Genomic DNA, 19,259 nt, shown 5'->3' on the forward strand with positions numbered 1-19,259 from the left:
CTGTTAGTGCTGATCGTAATCCAGCACGATCTTGTCGCTGATGGGGTAGCACTGGCAGGTCAGAACAAATCCGGCGCGCACTTCGTAATCCTCAAGCGCGTGGTTCGCGATCATCTCCGCTTCGCCTTCGATAACCTTCGCCTTGCAGGTCGAACACACGCCAGATCGGCAGGCATGTGGCGCGTCGAGATCGTTTTCCAACGCACCTTGCAGGATCGGGACGCCGGGCGGCAGCGTGAATTGATGCGCCGTGCCATCCATGATGACGGTCGTTTCGGTGCCGGTATCCTTGCTGACCTCGGCGCGTTTGGCCGCCGCAAGCTGACCTTCCTGCGAGCCGGTAAAAAGCTCGTATTTGATGTTCTCTTTCGCCAGCCCATTGTCTTCCAGCGCCGCGGCGATGGCTTTCATCATCGGTTCCGGGCCGCAGATCAGGGCGAGGTCCACGCTTTCGACGTCGACCCAATGGGCAAAAAGCGCTTCGCATTTCTCGGCGTCGATCCGGCCGGAAAACAGGTCAATGTCCTGATCGCCCGATTCCAGAATGTGCAGGATCGTCAACCGTTCCATGAAGCGGTTCTTGAGATCCTCCAGCTCCTCACGGAACATGATCGTGTTGGGCGCGCGGTTGGCATAGACCAGCGTGAACTGGCTGAGCGGTTCGCGTGTGAGCACGGTTTTCAAAATGGACAGAACCGGGGTAATGCCCGAGCCACCAGCGAAACCGAGGTAGGTCTTGGCCTTTTCCGGCTCTAACTCAGTATAAAAGCGCCCCATCGGGGGCATCACGTCCAGAACATCACCGGGCTTCAACTCTTCGTTGGCGAAGGTCGAGAAGGCCCCGCCGTCGACGCGTTTGATCCCGACTTGCAGAACGCCATCGTCCAGCCCGCTACAAATGGAATAGTTGCGACGTACTTCGGTCCCGTCGAAATCCTTGCGGAACGTAAGGTACTGCCCCTGTGCAAAGGCGAAGTCCGCGGGGTTTTCGGGTTGCAACGTAACGATGACCGCATCGCGGATCGTCTTCTTCACATCGGTGACGGTAAGAGGATGAAATTTTGCCATGTCAGATACACTTGAAATAGTCGAACGGTTCCAGACAGTCGGTGCAGCGCCATTGCGCCTTGCACGGGGTCGATCCGAACTGGCTGATCCGTTCCACTTGGGTGGAGTTGCAATGCGGGCAGTGCGATGGGCCGCCAGCGGGCTGCGGCGGTGCGATGCCGTAGGCTTCCAGTTTGGCGCGCCCTTTGTCGGACAGCCAATCCGTTGTCCATGGGGGCGAGATTTGCCTTTTTAGGCTCACCTTTTCTATCCCATGAGCGCGCAGCGCCGTTTCAATTTCCATGTTGATGACGGAGGTCGCCGGGCAACCGGAATAGGTTGGCGTCACGGTCACTTGCAGCGTGTCGCCATCCCAATCCAAGGCGCGGATGATCCCCAGATCCATGAGTGAGATCGCGGGGATCTCTGGGTCCGGCACCGCGTCGAGCCACGCGCGAATGTCATCCATGGAGGGGCGGGTTGTCACCACGTCGCACCCGGATAAGCACGTTGGAGCCATTGCATCTGTGTCAGCATGTGACCGAGATGTTCTGAATGGCGGGCCCCGGTGCGTCCGCCCTTATGGGCAAAGTTGCTGTCCGGCACGGTGAGGGTCGCGTCATTCATCACACTGGCAAGCGTCGTGTCGAAGCTGGACCGAACCTTATCCATATCCGGCGCAATACCGGGCAGCGCCGCATCCACGGCATCGGGAATGAACAATTCGCCCACATAGGGCCACAGCCGATCCAGTGCCGTTTGCATCCGCCCATGGCTTTCATCGGTGCCATCGCCCAGCGCGATCACCACGTCCGAGGACCGTTCAAGGTGGTAGGTCACTTCCTTGACCGCCTTGTCGGCAATTGCCGCGATCTTGTCATCCTTGGCGCCGGTCAGGGCGGTCAGATAGGGCTTGTGCCACGCATCGAACAGAAACTGGCGCATCATCGTTTGTCCGAAATCGCCATTGGGTTGTTCGACCAGCAAGGCGTTCCGAAAGTCCCACGCATCCCGCAAGAAGGCCAGATCATCGGCGGAGCGGCCTTCGCCCTCTGCCTCGCCCGCAAGTTCCAGCCACAGCTGTGTCTGACCGATCAGGTCCAGCGCCACATTGGCCAGTGCGATGTCTTCCTCCAACACGGGGGCGTGGCCGCACCATTCGGACAGGCGATGGCCAAGGACCAAGGCATTGTCGCCGAGGCGCAGCAGGAATTCGACGTTCGGCGCCATCACATCTTGCCCACTTCTTCGGGGATGTCGAAAAAGGTCGGGTGGCGGTAGACCTTGCTTTCCGACGGCTCGTACAGGCTTTCCTTGTCGGACGGGTCCGCGGCTGTGATCTTGGCGCTTTCCACGACCCAGATGCTGAGCCCTTCCTTGCGGCGCGTATAGACGTCGCGCGCGTTCTTAATCGCCATCTCAGCGTCAGGCGCGTGCAGGCTGCCAACATGGCGATGCGCCATTCCGTGCTGACCACGGATGAAAATCTCCCACAGGGGCCATTCCTTGGACATGAGCCTATTCCCTTTTGTTAGAGCCTATTCGGCGGCGGTTTTCAGCGCGCGTTTCTTTTCGGCATGGGCCAGCATTCCTTCGCGGACCCATGCGCCGTCGTCCCAGGCCTTGTTGCGGGCTTCCAGCCGTTCAGCCGAACAGGGTCCATTGCCGGACAGCACCTCGAAGAACTCGGTCCAGTCGGGTTCCGAAAAGTCGTAATGGCCGGTCTCATCGTTCCATTTCAGGTCCGGGTCCGGCACCGTCAGGCCCAGATATTCAGCTTGGGGCACGGTCTGGTCGACGAATTTCTGGCGAAGCTCGTCATTGGTGTTCATCTTGATCTTCCACGCCATTGATTGCGAGGAATGGACACTGTCCTTGTCGGACGGTCCGAACATCATGAGCGACGGATACCAGAACCGGTTCAAGGCATCCTGCGCCATGCGTTTCTGCTCTGGCGTGCCGGACGCCATCTTCATCATGATGTCGTAGCCTTGGCGTTGATGGAACGACTCTTCCTTGCAGATGCGGATCATCGCGCGTGAATAGGGGCCGAAGGACGTGCGTTGCAGCGGCACCTGGTTCATGATCGCCGCGCCGTCGACCAGCCATCCAACAGCGCCCATATCGGCCCATGTCAGGGTCGGATAGGAGAAGATGGAGGAGTATTTCATCTTGCCGCTCAGCAGCATTTCGGTCAGCTCATCCCGGCTCACGCCCAGCGTTTCGGCCGCACAATAAAGGTAGAGCCCATGCCCGGCCTCGTCCTGCACCTTGGCAAGCAGGATCTGCTTGCGCTCCAGCGTCGGGGCGCGGGTAATCCAGTTGCCTTCAGGAAGTTGGCCGACGATCTCTGAATGGGCGTGCTGGCCGATCTGCCGGATCAGCGTTTTGCGATACCCTTCCGGCATCCAGTCCTTCGGTTCAATCTTTTCGCCCGCGTCGATCCGTGCCTGAAAGGCTGCGAGCTTTTCGGGATCGTCTTTTGTCGCTTCGGATTTGACCATCTGTGCATACATCGTTCAGACCCTTTCGAGAATAAGCGCCACGCCTTGCCCGACGCCCACGCACATGGTGCACAGCGCATAGCGCCCGCCGGTGCGTTTCAGTTGATAGGCTGCGGTCAGTACAAGCCGCGCGCCTGACATGCCCAAGGGGTGGCCAATCGCAATGGCACCGCCCTGAGCGTTTACACGTGCGTCGTCATCCTTCACCCCAAGCTCACGCAGTGTCGCAAGCCCTTGGGACGCGAAGGCTTCGTTCAGTTCTATCACATCCATCTGGTCGATGGTGAGCCCGGCATGATCCAGCACCTTGCGCGAGGCTGGAACCGGGCCAATCCCCATCACCCGTGGCGCGACCCCGGCGGCTTTCATCGCCACGACGCGGGCCATCGGTGTCAGGCCATGCTGGGCCGCGCCGGTTTCCGACGCCAGCAGAAGAGCGGCCGCACCGTCATTCACGCCAGAGGCATTCCCAGCCGTGACCGTCAGGTCCGGCCCGTTCACGCCGCGCAGTTTGGCAAGCTTTGCGGCATCCGTGCCGGGGCGCGGGTGTTCGTCGGTATCGACGAGGATGGGATCCCCTTTGCGCTGCGGAATGGTGACAGGACAAATCTCGTCCGTGAAGTGACCTGCGTCCTGTGCAGCGGCCCAGCGTGCTTGACTGCGCGCGGCGAAGGCATCCTGATCTTCGCGGCTGACGCTCCAATCCTGCGCCACGTTATCCGCAGTCTGCGGCATGGAATCGATGCCATAGGCCGCTTTCATTTTCGGGTTCACGAACCGCCAGCCGATCGTCGTGTCATAGACCGCATTCGCGCGGGAAAATGCTGTGTCAGCCTTGGGCATGACGAAGGGCGCGCGGCTCATGCTTTCGACACCGCCAGCGATAGCGAGGTCCAGATCACCGGCTTTGATGCCCCGCGCGGCAAAACCGACAGCGTCCATTCCGCTTGCGCAGAGCCTGTTTATCGTCGATCCGGGGACGGTTTCGGGCAGCCCGGCCAGCAAAGCAGCCATGCGTGCCACGTTGCGGTTGTCTTCGCCCGCCTGATTGGCGCAGCCATAGATCACATCGTCAACGCTGGACCAATCCACCTGCGGGTTGCGCGCCATCAGTGCTTTGATCGGCTCTGCCGCGAGGTCGTCCGCCCGCACGGCAGATAAGGCCCCGGCATAGCGACCGATGGGTGTGCGCTGCGCGTCACAAATGAAAGCCTGCATATTTTCCTCCCCTTCGCGGGCACAGGTTATGCGGTGACGTGATTCGGTGCAATTAAAATGTTACTAATGAGGTTCATTTGTCGGCAGGACGTAACGCTTTGACTGATGAAACGCAAAAGCCCCAGTCTTTCGACCGGGGCTAGTAGGTGGTTTAGGGCTGTTAGGCTCTGAATGAGCCTGATCAGCCGAGGATCACATCGCTCGCGTCGAAATCAGTCACCTGGAAGCTATCGATATAGATCACGTCGCCGCCACCGAAGTTGATCCGCATGGCCGTGCCGGCATTGGAGGCCAGCGACAGAACGTCGGTCGCAAAGTCGGTGAACTCATAGGCGGACAGGTCGATCCGATCGATCCCGTCTTCCCAGTCGCGGATACGGTCGAACCCGCCGGACCCATCGGCAGAGGACGCGTAAATGAAGGTGTCGCGTTGTCCGTCGAACACACCGCCGCCGACGCCGCCGAACAGCGTGTCATCACCCGCGCCGCCCGCGATATAGTCTGTGCCGCCTTCGCCGAGGATGAAGTCATCGCCGTAGCCGCCATCCAGAATATCGCCGTTGCCGCCGCCACGGATGTCGTCATTCCCGCTGCCGCCGTCAATCGTGTCGCCGCCACGGTTGCCGCGCAGAAAGTCGTCATTCGCGCCGCCATCGATGTAGTCTGAGTCGAGGCCGCCATACAGATAATCGGTTCCGTTGCCGCCATAGAGGAAGTCGTCGCCCTCAAGGCCCAGCAAGGTATCGTTGTCGCGGTGGCCATACATGATGTCCACGCCTTCGGCGCCACGGATCGTGTCGTCGCCCGCGTTGCCGTAGAACGTATCGTCGCCGCCCTTGCCTTTGATGATGTCATTGCCCGTGCCGCCGACAAGAAGGTTATCCTCCGCCGTGCCCACGAGGCGATCATCGAAGTCGGAGCCTTGGACGTTCTCGATGTCGTAAAGTTCGTCGTCGCCATCGGCACCGCGCGAGATTTCGGAGTTCAGATAAACCTCGACCCCGCCGGACGCGCCGTCATAGCTGACTTCGTCCACACCATCGCCGCCATACAGCGCGTCATCCCCGGCGCGGCTGACCAGCATGTCATTCCCGTCATTGCCGTACAGCGTACTGCCCGATGCGGCCGCCGCAAGCGTATCCGACGCGGACGATCCTTTGACGATTTCGATGCTGGAGACACTGTCCGTGAAAGAGCCATCCGTGGACCAGTTTGCCGTGGCGCTTCCCGCTTCGAGGTCCACGTTCAACGAGGCAAGCGCTGCGTCCGTGTAGTCGAGCGTGTCGATCCCGTCTTCGCCCTCAATCGTGTCGGCACCGGAAGTGGCGATGAAGGTGTCATCGCCGCCGCGACCTTGAAGCCGGTCCTCCGCGCCTTCCAGGCCTTTGAGGATGTCGTCGCCGGTTCGCGATCCGCGCACGTGCTCGATATTGACGATGGTGTCGATATACTCGGTTCCGTTCCAGATGGTTGTCGCCAGGCCTGCGGTCAGATCGACATCGACCATGTCGTAGTCGTTCCGGTCATACCGCAGACGGTCAAAGCCGCCGCCGCCATTGATGCTGTCATCGCCGGACCGCGCGATGAAGGATTCATCATTGGAGGAGCCAATGAGGTTGTCGTTGTAGTCCGACCCGCGCACTTCCCACAGATCGCCGTTGATCGTATCGGTGCCGCCGTCGCCATCGCTCGCAATGCCGGTCGCCAGATTGACGGTGACGCTGTCACTGGCGTTCGAATAGTCCAGCCGGGAAGACTGCGTATTCAGCAGGTTGAACGTGTCATTGCCTGCGCCGCCTGCGAATTCCATCCACTGACCGGAGGCAAGCGTGATGTTGTATACGTCGTTATAATTCGTCCCGTTGATGCCAAGACCGCCGGTCGTATCACCAGCGTAAAGCGGCATTTCCACATCAGTGATCGTGTCAAACCCGGTGGAGCCTTTGTCCACGGTGCCGGTGTTGTTGATACCGTCGATGGTGATGGTGACACCTTCGGCAATGTCACGATACTGGATCTCCTGATAACCGGAGACGTTGTCGGAATAGATGATCGTGTCAAAGCCGGTGCCTGCAACGATCAGGTCGCCCGCACCGTCATTGTCATAGGGGTTGATCGTATCGTCGCCGCCAAGGCCGCGGATATCGTTGCTGCCACTATCGCCGGTGATGATGTCGTTGGACTCGGTTCCGCGCACGTTCTCGAAGTTCAAAATGGTGTCGGAGTCCCCGAAGCCATCTGTTGCGGTGCCGCTTAGCAGGTTTACCGTCACGCCTGCGAAGCCGCCGTAATTGGCATCACGGTCATAGCGCAGCAGATCGATCCCGTCCCGGCCGTCGAGGTAGTCATCCCCCTCAAGGCCGCGCATCATGTTGTCATTGCTGTCGCCGTAGAACGTATCGTCCCATGTAGAGCCGCGCAGCGCTTCGATAGTGCCGGAAATTGTCTCGACATTTCCATAGGTGTCGGTCGCTGTACCGGCAGCGAGATCCACGCTCGCCCCGTTGCCGCCGTCTTCTTCGTGGAACGTGATCTGATCAAAGCCGACGCCACCGACATAGGTATCGGTACCTTCGTTAAGCGACATGAATGAACCGCCGGGGCCAGCAATCGCGGTATCGTCCATTCCAGAGTCGCCAAAATCGGCTTCGGCCAAGTCTACGTTCGAGGCGTCCTGGATCAGATCATACCCATCGAAAAGCGGATCGAGCCCGTCGTCGGTTCCCAACCCGTTCGCGAAGGCGACCAACGAAAAAGAGATGCCCGAAAGGGTCGCGACGAGGCCGCCATTATCGTAAAATTCGATGCTGGTCATCGTCCCGCCGGTCGGCTCTTCATCGCTGTTCAGGCTGAACCCGGTCCCCCTGAGGATCCCGCTGCGATCGGGGAAGTCCGTGTTGTAGAGTTCAATGGCGGTGCTGGAGGCGGAGGTGACTTCGAGGTCTCCGTCGAAAAGCGCGTCAAAGGTGAAATCGGCGAAGTTCTCGCCGGTATAGATGGTGGCGGTTGCTGTCGGCATCTTTGGAAAGTTCCTGAGTTTACTGTCGTCTGTTCGGTCCCGCGCAAAGAATTTGCGGTGCACTAATTAGAGGCCCGCATAGTTTACAATGCGTTAGCTCTGATCGGTCAATTTTAAACATTCGTAACTGGTTAACTTCTTCGCGAATTGTGTGCAGATGGACTCTGACAATATTAAGGCGGCTTTTTGGAACCATATGACGTCTGCCATTACAGGCAGGCGACTGACGCGGCCTGCAGTATACCAATGGTTGAAATTCTACCTTGGGTTCGTTAGGCTGAAGCCATTACTATTTGAATTTTTTGGGAGTTTCTTGATGGAATGGCGTCAGGTATTTTTAGTGCTCCGCTCGTTTACAGTGTCGTGTTCAGCAGTTTTTATCCTTGTGACTGCGGGTGTTGCCGCTCCTCCCGAACGCCCCTTGGTGTTCGTTCCCGGTATCGTTGGTTCTGTTCTTTCCGAGGCAGATGATTCCAGCAGGGGGGAGGTGATTTGGGGGGATTTAGGGTCTATCCGTGGCAGCAATTTTCATCGCCTCGATTTGCTGCCGTCCGACGGTGACCCGCTTCGGGTGCGATCGACCGATGCGCTTCGGGGACTGCCTTTGCCATTCGGCGCATTCGAAAACGGGCTTTATGGCAAGCTGTTCAAATTCCTCGAAGGCGATGAAACGCTGGCGGACCGGATTTCCGGAGATACGCGCAAAGGCAATTACGTCGAGGGCGAAACGCTATTCGTTTTCCATTATGATTGGCGGCGCAGCAATTTCGCGAATGCCCTTCATCTGAATAGCTTTATAACCGAGAACCTTCCCGAAGGGCCCTATGATCTGGTTGCGCATTCCATGGGTGGACTGGTCACGCGGATCATGTTGAGCCAACGCGGACCCAGTGACACATGCGTTACCGCGACGGCGGCAGAGATTGGTCTGCCGGGCGATGAATATCAGGCTCTATGCATCGCGATTTATGGGCAATCGCCGACCGGGGCCTACCCGTCGGATCATCTTTCAGCCACACGTCCCGCAGCAGAGCGGATGCACACGTTCATCGAAATGGCAGTGCCACATTACGGGTCGGTCAATCTTGCCGCGACCTTACTGGAAGGCTGGGGCAAGGCGAGCGAACTGCTTTTGGGTGGCAAGCTGGCCATTCAGAACACGATCCTGTCCATGGCCGCCCCGATCGAGTTGCTGCCGACCTATGACAAGTGCTGTGCCTTTGGCGAGGCCTATGAGACCGGCAATGTGCAGGCTGATCCCTATAATGAGGAGTTCTGGCTGGATATGCTGCTTGGCTTCGGCGAGGAGCCTTGCCCCTATGCGCGCTGTGAAACGCGGCGGGCGCTGTTCCGGAACGGGATCGCCAACCGTAGGATTATCGACGAGATCATGGATGCAGGGCTGCCCGCGACGGTGAAGGCCAACCATGGGATTATCGGGCGCTATGTGAAGAACACGCGCGAGGTGGTCTATGTCGATCCGGGCGCGGGCGGGAATGGGGCTGGCGTGACCTATCGCACCAATGCCGAAGGCGATGGCACGGTCCACCGCATCTCTGCGCTGCTGCCGAACAACAAGCAATCAGAGACGTTCAGCAATATGGGCGTTGTGCGTCATGCCGGGCATCCGTTCATCATCGGGAATACGGCCGCCACGGGCTATGTCTATGACATGCTGATCAAGCCTGTGACGCAGGGCATTCTGGCGGTCAGCGGTGATAAATTGCTGTTCGTTGGCGGCACGGTGGATACGGTTGGACTGGAACTGTCGGAAACGATCCTGATGGTCGGGGATGAAACCCTGGTCACGCTGCGGGCCGACGACCAACGGGAAGATCCGTTCGACCCGGCGCAAGCGGTTGGGGAAGTCCTGCGGATCAAGCTTGAAGGGGTTGATACAGGCGAAGTGGTCGAACAGGCCGGTGCGCTGACCCTTGATACGGACTGGTCGCTGCCGACCAGCGGCAAGCTCGTTTATACCAGCGACGCGATCGCGATTGACGCGCCGGGAATTTACCGGCTGTCGGTGCTGGATAGCGGCGGAACCGAACTGGCGCAAAGCCATGTCTATGTGCTGGAGAAGTAGCGATGCATAAGGCTCTGACAACGGTATTTCTTGTGCTTGCCCTGTCTGCGGGCACTGCGTCGGCGCAGCAATGGGACATCAAGGGGCCGCAGGGTTTCGATCTGGAAACGCGGCAGCTTTTCTCGATCTTCACCTCGGGGCAGGCGCGCAATGAGAACGCGCTGCCGATCAAGGAATTCGGGACCGGATTTGCGGTTGCGCCGCGGGTTCTGATCACGGCCAAGCATGTGACGCGCGAAGACAGGGTGTTCGAGAACATCGCGACCGATGATCGGGTGATTATTCCGGGGCGCAATGTCGAACTGACCTATGCAGAGAAGGAGACTCTGCGCGCCGCGATCATGCCGTTCGTCGATGTGGCTGTGACCCAGTCACCGCAAACCAACACCGACGCCGCGCGGCTTGATCTGCACACGGATGAGTTCAACACGGCGCCCTTGCCACTGAGCATCTGCAAGCTGGAAACCGGGCAGGATTACTACTTGCTGAAGTTCCAGCAGGGTGTGGACCAGCAGGGCAAGGTGCTGGCGTCAAAGGACAAGCGCAGTCCGCGTGCGGTGGCGCTTGAATTTGATTCCGGCGTGACCGCCCGGCGCGGCAACTTACGGCGGTTCAAGCTGAAATCCGCGATGTCGGAGGACGACCCGGCAAAGCCGGTGCCCGGCGATAGCGGCGGCCCGGTCATAGATAGCGACGGTAACGTTGTCGGTCTGCTGACGGCATTGCAGGGCGACGTCTTTTTGTGGGTCACCCCGACAGAAAGCTTTCTGGATCTTGTCCCGGCGAAAATCCGAGCCCAGGCGCGGTGTAGCCCGGATGTCGAGGGATCGCTGGGCTATATGGTTGGCACCGACAAGCGGCTGGATACCGACCTCATCAATCTGCGGGCCCGTGTAAAGCGGGATGTCGAGGCGATGGGCGCGCGGCTATCGACGATTGAATCCAACCTGATCGCAGAACTGGAAGCGACCCGGAACCGGCTGGCGCTGGCGGATAAGAACCTGGCCGAGGCACATGCGCGGTTGGCGGCGCAGAACAAACGGCTCGATTCCCTGATCAAAGAGACAAGCTCGTTGTCGCGCAGGGTTTTGGACGAACTCGCTTTCCGATCCAGCCGCGAATCCATGGACCACGACGAATTGCAAAGCATGATGGACAAGCTGCGCAACAGCGCGCCGGTTGTGCCCGTCATGTTGCAAATGCGCGAGGATCTTGGGGACGCAGTCTGGCGGTTCAGCGTAACGCCGGGCGGCGGCGGCGCGGGTATTCCCAGCCTCAATATCCTGTTCTCGCGGCGGATTTCATTGCCGCCGGATCACCCGGAACTGATCTTTTGCATGCGGCCCATGCTGGAACTGGCCGAAGGGGTGCGCCGCAAGGATCACCGCGAAGATGACTTCCGGTCCATCTACTACTTCATCGAATCCGAAAGCACCTTCTTCACGGGCGGTCTGACAACCTGCAAACCAAGCGGCGTGGACGATGCGCTTCGGGCGCGCAAGCAGGCGTCTTATTCCTTCTCGTTGGAGTTCAATCAGCGGGTGGATGATTCCCTGTACCCGCATCTGGAATTTGGCGATCCGGTTGGCCGCTACTACTACGGCTATGTGTTCGAGCCTGACGCAATCGAAGCGGCTGAGGCAGATTCCTTTGGGGTCGCGCCGATGCTGCACAGATTTCTTTTCCGGGTCGGAAGCCAAGACTTGAGCGACGTAGACTGCTATTATTTCCCGCAAGAGGATATCAACGCTGCTTCCGAGGCGGTCAAAGCGTTCATCACGGACGCCGACGAAAAGGTAAGAGAGCAATACAGATGTTCACAGCAGTAAGACGCCTGATTGCAGTTTCGGCCTTGTCCGGAGGGCTTGCCGGGGCTGCGTCTGGCGAACAGGCACTAGACTACAGCGTCGACAGCATTTTCGATCTGGACCGGGTTCGGGACATCACGTTCACTGGCGAGGATGGGATGCTGCTGGTGACGATGGCGGACCGGGTGCTGCGGTTTGGCACCTTCCCGCTCGAGGTAAACGCCGAGATCGGGGTCAAGATCGACGCTATTTCCGGGGTGGTCACGAAGGAGGACACGCTGGTCGTTCTTGGGGACGATCCAAAGGGTGCCTATCCACGCGAAGGTCTGAAACGCGGGATCGAACGGTACACGACCGGGGTTATCCTGACCTATCCCAATATCAGCAAATCGCTGAATGCCCAGATCGACCCCTTCATCATACCGCTGACGACGACCCCGTTCTCGGAATCGCTGCTGACGGACGATGGTGTGTTGTTTGCGACCAACCCGACATGGTCTTCGGTCGTGCGGACCGATGTGACCGATATGGTGTCTTATCTTACCGGGACGTCGGACACACCGTTTTATCTGGATGATCTGTTCCTGCAATGCGGGACCGCCAGCAGCTTTTCCGTCTTCGAGAACAAGGACCAGGTGTATTACACGGCCTCAGTCACCGGCGCCAAACTGATCGAGTATGGTCCGATCGAGTACAACAACAGCGAGTTGCCCCAAAGCGACTGCTTCGATCCCAACGGGTCGCCCCTGTCAAAAACAGTGTCTACGCAAGCGCTGAACCAGAATGCACTTCAACACACGCTGATCGACAATACGGATGCGATCGACGATCCGCTGCTGGTCTCAAAGATGCTGCTGACCTTTGATGCGGATACGGCCAAGCTTCAGGCGTTTCCGATCCGTGAATTCCGCGGCAAGTTGTCGATGTCACGCAGTACGCGCTTTGGCTATGACATGCAGCAAAGCGCGCCGGGCCTGGCCGCGAGGAACGGCCGCTTTGGACTGCTGGCAGCGGATACGAGCGGCGATATCATCCTTGTGTCTTTCCTTGGTGCGAATGCGGTCTATCGGTTCCGCCAAACCGAGGGAGAGATCGACTACGCCGGTATGTTCGAATTCTCCAAGCCGGTGCGGATGCTGCGTGTCAGCGAAGATGGGAATTTCGTCGCAATCGCGCTGGGCGATACACGGCGCGACGTGTCGGAGGAGCTTTTGGTCATTCACAACCCGCGCGCGATCCCTGACCGTGGGCCTTTGACCCGCGTGCGTCATTCCGTCTTGCACATGCAAGAGCTTCTGCTGGACAGCGGGTTCGAACTGACGAAAGACGGGATTTACGGGCCTCAGACCGACAAGGCCATCAAGGCCTATCTGGAAGCGACGCAGGTGCCCGCGCCGTCGCAGCCCGCGTCGATTGACCTGAATGGCGCACTTGGCGCGGTGTCCCCGATCTTCACCGCACCTACGGCAGCCCGCCCGCTGAAACCCAATACCGAGATACAACAGATTGGGAATTCCCTTCGTGGGCTGTTCCCGCTTCAGAAGAACTAGCGCCGCGCCCGAATAGCTGGCCCGGCATGCCTGAACAGGAGTATTTGAACGATGAAAACGGTACTTGTTTCACTCGCCCTGATGCAACCGGTCCAGGTCGCACCCAAGATTTGCGAACCTGTGACGGTCAATTCCTATCAACAGCTTGTCTGCTGTCGGGAAGCGTCTGGTCGCCAATGTTGCGCGCGGCAGGTGGATAGCAACGGTCGCCCGAAGGGCTGCAACTGCTAAGAGATTTGTCGAAATGATCGTCGCGGTATCCCCAGCCGGTTTTTCACACCAGTGCCATGGTTGGGTATCCGTTTTGGCGGCTTAATGCGCACAGAAGTGTCACAACCTGTTGCGCGATCAACTTAACGAGTGCAGATTAAGTACGGGAGCGGCTTACTGTGCGTAATGTGACGTATAGAAAGGTGGTCTCGGTATGTCGGACCAGTCTTTTGCGAACGACACGTCCGACGGGTCTGTTGACCTAAGCGCGGGCGTGAACAGACCGACCCACTGGTTTGGGGCGTCGCTGCGTTTTGCGCTTCTTTGCATTGTATTCGTGGTTGGCGCCGTCGCCGCGCGGGCGCAGGATCGGGAAGTCGTGATCGCGGCCTGTCCAGAAATCGCCCCGCTTTGCACGGAAAATTCCAGCGGCGAATATGTCGGTTTCACAGCGGATCTCAGCCGCGCCATTGCGCGTATCGCCGGGTTCGACATCGAATTTCGACAGGGCACTGCGAAAGATGTCCTGAGCGCGCAGCGCAGCGGCGACATCCAGTTGCTGGCAGGGATTTCACAGCTTAGGTCTTTGGAAGAGACGAGTATCGTTTCCAATTCGGTCGGAAAGCACCGGACCCGATATTATGGGTTGGAGCGTGCGAACCTTCTGCAGGATGACGCGGCCCCCGAAGGTCTGCGCATCACCTTTTTCGGCGGTGGCAGCGGCAACAACTTTCCCGACATCCTTGCGGCGAACACAGCGATTCCGGTTGATTCACTGAACGAGCTGGTGGGGCTTTTGATTTCGCAGCAGGCCGATCTTGCGATCTTCACCGATGCGTCGATGAACACGGCGCTGCGCACCATGCGGCTTGACCACAGGATCGTGGCGATTGGCCCGCCATTAAGCGAGGGTGATCGCGTTGTCTTTGTACATCAAAGCCGTGCGCATCTGATGGACCGGATAAACGACGCCATCGATCAGCTTCACGCTTCGGGTGAGCTTCAGGAAATGCGCAAGACGTGGTTGATCGATCCGCTGCCGCCTGCGCCGGACGAGCTGATCGTCGGTGTCTCGAATGACCCGCCCTATGAGGTGATCTCTGACAACGGGTTTACCGGCTTCGCCGTTGAAGCATTGCGGCGCGTTGCGGATCGGGCCGGGCTGCAGCTTCGGTTTCGGGAAATCACGCCGCAAGAGAGGGCAGAGGGGCCAAGTTCGGACGGATATGATCTGTTGCCGCAATTGGGGATGACGGAAGATCGGACGCGGCGCTTGGACTTTACCAATCCGATCAAGGTCACGCCGGTCGCATTATATGTGCGCGCTGCGGATGCTGAGCTTGTGCAAGGGCTCTCCGATCTGGCCGGGCGAAGGCTGGGCGTGATCGAGTCCAGCCCGGCAGATTTGTTTGCCAGCCAGCAACCCGGTTCGAATGTGGCACGTTTCGCGGATAGCGCCGCCTTGCTGGACGCGCTGACAGAGGGCGGCATCGACGCGGCGTTGGATCGGACATCCGCGTTGGACTTGGCGATCTCCGACAACGATCTGGATCAATCCGTGATCCGCGTTGGCGATCCTTTGCTGACGCATAGCGCCGCGCCCGCGTTGCGTGTGGGTCTCGCCGAGATCCGCGAACGCCTTGACGCGGCGATGACGGGTTACGTGGTGTCGGAAGAATACAGGGATCTGAACCGTGAATGGTTTGGCGAACGTGCATTCTGGACAGCGGAACGCCGCCAGAACGTAATGATGGCAGGCCTCGTCGCGTTGATCCTTGCGGCAGGCGGGGCGCTTTGGTTTCGGTCCCATCAAGCGTCCCGGCGAGCGGCGGAACGTATGCATCTGATGGCGAACATCGCACAGATTTTCCCGTATCAGATGCTGCTGATTTCAGAGAATGGGACTATTCAGTACATCAACAAACCGGGGCGGCGCGCGGTTGAGACCTATCTGAGCCAAGACATCGTGGGGATGAAATACAAGGACTTCCTGCAGCAAGCGATTGCCCTGGGCGAGGTCAGCGTCGGTGAGCGGAGCGAAGGCGACGCCTTGGACTTCATGCTGAGGTCGGTCGATGAGGACGGCTCCGAGGTCGAATTCACGACATCCGACGGAAAAACCATGTTGCGCCGGGCTGCGCGGTTCTCGTCCGGGGAGAAGCTGCTGCTTCATGAGGATGTTACCGCGGATCGGCAAATTCGCGATGCGCTGTTACTTGAACGGTCGCGCCTTGAGGCGATCATGGACGCTTCGCATGACGGCATGATTGCCTTGAACCGGAATGGCGAGGTGCTGGTCGTGAATGGCGCGGCGCGCGATCTGCTTGGGCAATATGTCCTCGACGGGCCGCATGAGTGGCCGCAAGCCATCTGTTTCTTCGATCCCGAAACGTCTCAACCGCTTGAGGGCGATGACCATCCGATCCAGCGGGCGTTGTCTGGATCGCGGATCGACAGGGAATTGTTCCTGCTGTCGGGCAGTGCGGATGCGCCGCCGCGTTACTTCAGGTTCTCCAGCGGCTGCTTGCCCACCACAGAGGATCACGGCGTTGCCACCGTAATCGGCTTCGAGGATGTGAACGATCTGGAAAGCAACCGCGAGGTGCTGGAACGCAAGGGGCGGCTGGAAGCGCTTGGCAACCTGACGGGGGGGATCGCGCATGATTTCAACAACCTCTTGGCGACGCTGCAATACAGCGTGGAATTGGCACTGCGCACGCCCAACCGGGACAAGGCATCAGAATATCTGAAAGGCGCGTTGCGGTCGGTCGATCGCGGTGCGGAATTGACCGAGAGGTTGCTTGGCTTTGCGCAGCGCCAGCCCGAACGGACAGAAACCGCGTCGATTGACGATGTGTTCAAGGGGTTCGAGCTTCTTCTGGGCTCGACGGTCAGTCCCAAGATCGACGTCAAACTGGTGCAGGACTCCAAAGATCTGTGGATCGAATGCGATCTGGGGCAATTGGAAATCGCGCTGCTCAACCTTGTGTTCAACAGCCGCGACGCCATCATTGAAAGCGGCACGGGCAGTCAGATCACGGTCACTGCGCGGGCCGTCGGGCAGGACAAATCCCCCAGTGGCGAAGCGCCCTCTCTGTACAATGGGCACGAGATTCTTGCGCCCATGCATCATGCCTCGTCGCCGCCGGGATTTGTCGAAATCACGGTGTCCGATGACGGGCCCGGAATGCCCGACGAGGTGCAGCGCAAGGCCTTCGATCCCTTCTTCACGACCAAAGGCCACAAGTTCGGGACCGGGCTTGGCTTGTCGCAGGTATATGGCTTCGTCCAGCAGATGGATGGTGGTTTGCAGGTTGAATCGGAAGTGGGCCGCGGCACGTTTATCCGGCTGACCCTGCCACGTGGCACACCGCAAGCGCTGCCCGAACCGAAGATCGCAGAGACCGAAGAACCCGCCTCTGCCGGGCGTAGTATTCTGTTGGTCGATGACGAGGCCATTCTGCTGATGGCCGTCAGCGATATGATCGAACTGATGGGGTATGAGGCCATCGTTGCGAGTTCGGGGACCGAGGCGCTCAATCTGGTTGAAAAGGGTCGGGATTTCGATCTGCTTCTGACCGATATCGTCATGCCCGGCGGGCCAAATGGCTTTGCCCTGGCGAAGAAAGTGCGCCAGCTGCGCCCCAATCTTCCGGTGCTCTATTTCTCGGGTTACTCGGGCTATTCCGAGGATGACATGGGCGATGTCCCTGCCCCGATGCTGAAGAAACCCTGTTCGCCCGAAACGCTGGCCCGCGCCATCAACGAAGCCTTTGCCGAGGCTGAATAAACGCAGCGGCGTTGGTTGGCGTGGCGCTTGCCAGCGTCATGCGCTTGTCGGCGGTTGGGCCTGGTACGACGCGGGCAAACTGAACCTGCGCTTCCCGGGTCAATGGTTCCACGCCGAGCCCGGCCTGCACCAAAACTGGATGCGCGACTACGACCCGACACTGGGCCGCTATATCCAGGCCGACCCCCTCGGACTGGTAGACGGCGCGAGCGTCTATGGTTATGCTCTCCAGAACCCAGGGCGGTATGTGGATCCGACAGGTGAATTTGTTCCGCTTCTAATTCTTGCTGCCGGTGCGGCAGCAGGACTGTATATCGATCATGAATTGGAGGAATGCGGTTGTAACAGTTTCGGAGCAGTTGAACGCTGGACTGGCCTTGGTGCTGCCTGGGCTGAATTTGGTCCATCTAAACCAAAAGGCTGGGTGCAGCCGGATGGACGTTCGAGGAGAATCAAGGGTTCATCAGGATTTACTTCTAGAAATAGCGAGAACGTGGGAAAGACTCACCCAGGCCGCAGCGGAAAGGCATATCGTACAGGAGCCAGACAAGCAGGCCGAAGTATAGCGAGGAAAATACCATACTTGGGCGCAGGGTTTCTATTGTTTGACGGTTATAGGTTAGCCAGATGTCGCGGCTATTTCTAGAGCTTCACCTATGCTAGGAGAATTTCAGTTAACCGAGTCGGCTTTCTACGAGGAATTTCAGGAAGTCTTGCCGGAAATTTGTAGCGAAAACTTTCCGTATGTCGATTTAGTTTTTGGTGCCGAATTGGACGAAGAAACATTAGCGGAGTTCTTGTTAGACATCCAAGAAAAATATGGTGGATTTTTTGAGATCGACTTGAGCAATCACTACCCCGGGTGGTTCTCATTGTCATTTAACGGAGTTCTTCTCGATATTTTTCCGAAATTAAGGAAACGTCGGGAACTAAAATACTCAAGGTTGACTCCATATCACATCTGGCACTGCTACAAAAAATCGGAAGCGACGTAAGTAGACCAAAACTCAAGCATGTGTTTGATGTGTATTGCAAGTCCCTGCTCTTACGCACGGACTTGCCTCTTTACTGAGAGCCATGCATCTGCCGACCGAACGGGTGAATCCATTGGGCCCAGCCCACCATTCGCTCCACGAAAACTCTCCACACCTACAACACCCGCAAAACCTACACCGCGCCACTGGGCAACACACACACAATCCCGAGGCGCGAGCGCTCCGCCCCCTCACGAACCACCAGAAAAATCACTCCACTACGAGGGCCGGAGAAATTCCCCAAATCCAGCCCCGACACCCGCTCGGCCAGCGCGTCAGGAGTCGTGTCGGCGGCGAGGCTGGGGCGGCTGGCGTGGACGTTAGCGACGTAACGCAGGGTTTCAGGGGGGCTGTTGAGGCGGAGGGCATTCGTGGTTCGACGTTGACAAACTGAACCTGCGCTTCCCGGGCCAATGGTTCCACGCCGTGCCCGGCCTGCACCAAAACTGGATGCGCGACTACGACCCGACACTGGGGCGGTATCTCCAGGCCGACCCCCTCGGACTGGTAGACGGCGCGAGCGTCTATGGCTATGCTCTCCAGAACCCGGGGCGGTATGTGGATCCTCGGGGGGAGGAGACTATTCCTAGACCTCCAAGTTCACTACCAGGTGGCCCCTACACACCAAATCCAAAAGGCCGTCCTGGCAGTTTCCTAGGGCCAAAACAACTCGCTGGTCAAAGATGGACTTGTCAATGGGTTCCCAAGGGTGGTGGCGGACTCAACTCGATAGGATACTGGAAAGTGAGACCTCCAGGCGGCGCTAAATCCAGCATACAACGCTTTGACCGGCTGGGAAATCCGGTTACTGCTGAGCAAGCGCATCCTAAACCGCCTGGACCCCGGATCAGACTACCTGGGCCAATTATCTTGGTCCCGAATACTATATTTAATGATCCCGCTATATGGGGACCGCAATGCGGTTTTTGCGGGGGGAATACATAGCACTTTCATGTTCAGCGTCTGACCCCTACCATGTGTTAGCTGGATCAA

13 protein-coding genes are annotated in these 19,259 nt (G+C 58.6%); 6 read left to right on the top strand and 7 right to left on the bottom strand.

Annotated elements, in window-relative coordinates:
* Positions 1-3: 3 nt before the first annotated feature.
* The 7 genes from E4Z66_RS17205 to E4Z66_RS17235 all read right to left on the bottom strand — a co-directional run bounded on the left by E4Z66_RS17205 (position 4) and on the right by E4Z66_RS17235 (position 7,788).
* Entirely contained in the window at positions 4-1,068 is a 1,065-nt protein-coding gene (locus E4Z66_RS17205; protein ID WP_136464297.1) for a 2Fe-2S iron-sulfur cluster-binding protein, read from the bottom strand.
* Position 1,069: 1 nt separating this feature from the next.
* Entirely contained in the window at positions 1,070-1,516 is a 447-nt protein-coding gene (paaD, locus tag E4Z66_RS17210; protein WP_136464466.1) for a 1,2-phenylacetyl-CoA epoxidase subunit PaaD, read from the bottom strand.
* Between the two features lie 14 nt (positions 1,517-1,530).
* Entirely contained in the window at positions 1,531-2,277 is a 747-nt protein-coding gene (gene paaC / locus E4Z66_RS17215; RefSeq protein ID WP_136464298.1) for a 1,2-phenylacetyl-CoA epoxidase subunit PaaC, read from the bottom strand.
* Positions 2,277-2,561 carry a 1,2-phenylacetyl-CoA epoxidase subunit PaaB gene (gene paaB / locus E4Z66_RS17220; protein ID WP_136464299.1) on the bottom strand — a complete coding sequence of 95 codons (285 nt, stop codon included), beginning with the start codon at positions 2,559-2,561 and terminating at the stop codon, positions 2,277-2,279. The genes paaC and paaB overlap by 1 nt, the downstream gene beginning before the upstream one ends.
* Positions 2,562-2,585: 24 nt before the next feature.
* Positions 2,586-3,563: a 1,2-phenylacetyl-CoA epoxidase subunit PaaA gene (paaA, locus tag E4Z66_RS17225; RefSeq protein ID WP_136464300.1), complete on the bottom strand. Its 978-nt coding sequence runs from the start codon at positions 3,561-3,563 to the stop codon at positions 2,586-2,588.
* Between the two features lie 3 nt (positions 3,564-3,566).
* The gene (gene pcaF / locus E4Z66_RS17230) at positions 3,567-4,769 is read right to left on the bottom strand and encodes a 3-oxoadipyl-CoA thiolase (protein WP_136464301.1); all 1,203 of its coding nucleotides are present in this window, start codon (positions 4,767-4,769) and stop codon (positions 3,567-3,569) included.
* Positions 4,770-4,950: 181 nt separating this feature from the next.
* Positions 4,951-7,788, bottom strand: coding sequence for a calcium-binding protein (locus tag E4Z66_RS17235; RefSeq protein ID WP_136464302.1), 2,838 nt, complete (start codon positions 7,786-7,788; stop codon positions 4,951-4,953).
* Between the two features lie 604 nt (positions 7,789-8,392).
* Between E4Z66_RS17235 and E4Z66_RS17240 the strand changes: the two genes are divergently transcribed.
* The 6 genes from E4Z66_RS17240 to E4Z66_RS20020 all read left to right on the top strand — a co-directional run bounded on the left by E4Z66_RS17240 (position 8,393) and on the right by E4Z66_RS20020 (position 19,211).
* Complete coding sequence (locus tag E4Z66_RS17240; RefSeq protein WP_168797827.1) at positions 8,393-9,874, top strand: esterase/lipase family protein; 1,482 nt, start codon at positions 8,393-8,395, stop codon at positions 9,872-9,874.
* 2 nt (positions 9,875-9,876) lie between these two features.
* A complete protein-coding gene (locus E4Z66_RS17245; protein ID WP_136464304.1) occupies positions 9,877-11,703 on the top strand; it encodes a S1 family peptidase in 1,827 nt (608 codons plus the stop codon).
* A complete protein-coding gene (locus tag E4Z66_RS17250; protein WP_136464305.1) occupies positions 11,688-13,232 on the top strand; it encodes a peptidoglycan-binding domain-containing protein in 1,545 nt (514 codons plus the stop codon). The genes E4Z66_RS17245 and E4Z66_RS17250 overlap by 16 nt, the downstream gene beginning before the upstream one ends.
* 424 nt (positions 13,233-13,656) lie before the next feature.
* A complete protein-coding gene (locus tag E4Z66_RS17255) occupies positions 13,657-17,232 on the top strand; it encodes a transporter substrate-binding domain-containing protein (RefSeq protein ID WP_136464306.1) in 3,576 nt (1,191 codons plus the stop codon).
* Positions 17,216-17,878 (top strand): RHS repeat-associated core domain-containing protein, encoded by a 663-nt coding sequence (locus E4Z66_RS19975; protein ID WP_136464307.1) that lies wholly within the window; start codon positions 17,216-17,218, stop codon positions 17,876-17,878. Before E4Z66_RS17255 ends, E4Z66_RS19975 begins: the two co-directional genes overlap by 17 nt.
* A gap of 784 nt (positions 17,879-18,662) precedes the next feature.
* Positions 18,663-19,211: an RHS repeat-associated core domain-containing protein gene (locus tag E4Z66_RS20020; RefSeq protein ID WP_425456162.1), complete on the top strand. Its 549-nt coding sequence runs from the start codon at positions 18,663-18,665 to the stop codon at positions 19,209-19,211.
* The last annotated feature ends 48 nt before the right edge of the window (positions 19,212-19,259 follow it).

The sequence above is a fragment of the Aliishimia ponticola genome (assembly GCF_004803475.1).
Classification (GTDB): domain Bacteria; phylum Pseudomonadota; class Alphaproteobacteria; order Rhodobacterales; family Rhodobacteraceae; genus Aliishimia; species Aliishimia ponticola.